Source organism: Bartonella sp. AA83SXKL, assembly GCF_042196965.1.
Taxonomy (GTDB): domain Bacteria; phylum Pseudomonadota; class Alphaproteobacteria; order Rhizobiales; family Rhizobiaceae; genus Bartonella.
Map to the genome: position 1 here is coordinate 1 of NZ_JBHIRG010000235.1, position 652 is coordinate 652.

Genomic DNA, 652 nt, shown 5'->3' on the forward strand with positions numbered 1-652 from the left:
GTGTTGGAGAAGGGCCGTTCCCGACAGAGCAGATAAATGATATTGGCGAATTTCTTGGAATACGTGGGCATGAATTTGGCGTTGTTACTGGTCGAAAACGTCGATGTGGCTGGTTTGACGCTGTCTTAGTCCGTCAAATGGTAACGATTTGTGGTGTTCAGGGTATAGCATTGACAAAGCTTGATGTTTTGGATGGTTTGGATGAAATTAAAGTCTGTGTTGGTTATGAACTTGATGGGAAAAGAATTGATTATTTACCCTCTTCCATGGGAGCACAATCCCGTGTAAAGCCTATTTATGAGACATTAGAAGGTTGGAAGGAAGCAACAGCACATGCGTTGAGATGGGAGGATTTACCAGTACAGGCTGTCAAATATATAAGGTATATTGAAGAATTGATCGGTACGCAGGTGGCTTTATTATCCACGAGCCCTGAGCGTGAAGATACTATCCTTATTACGGATCCTTTTGCAAATTAATCATTATTTTTAGATTTCCGTATAGTTTTTCGGTTTTTTCTATGTTTCTCTAAGAAGAGAGACTTAAGAATGAAGGAGAAAAAGCTGCAAAAGAGCATTGTTTATTTTTCATATTCATTTTAAACTATTCCAATAGTTGTATCAATATTAAGTGATCATCAATTTAGACAGCT

At 38.2% G+C, this 652-nt stretch carries 1 protein-coding gene; it reads left to right on the forward strand.

From position 1 onward, the window contains the following. Positions 1-479 (forward strand): adenylosuccinate synthetase (locus ACFINO_RS10825; RefSeq protein WP_375655855.1); only part of this gene is annotated, 479 nt, incomplete at its 5' end. Positions 480-652 lie beyond the last annotated feature (173 nt).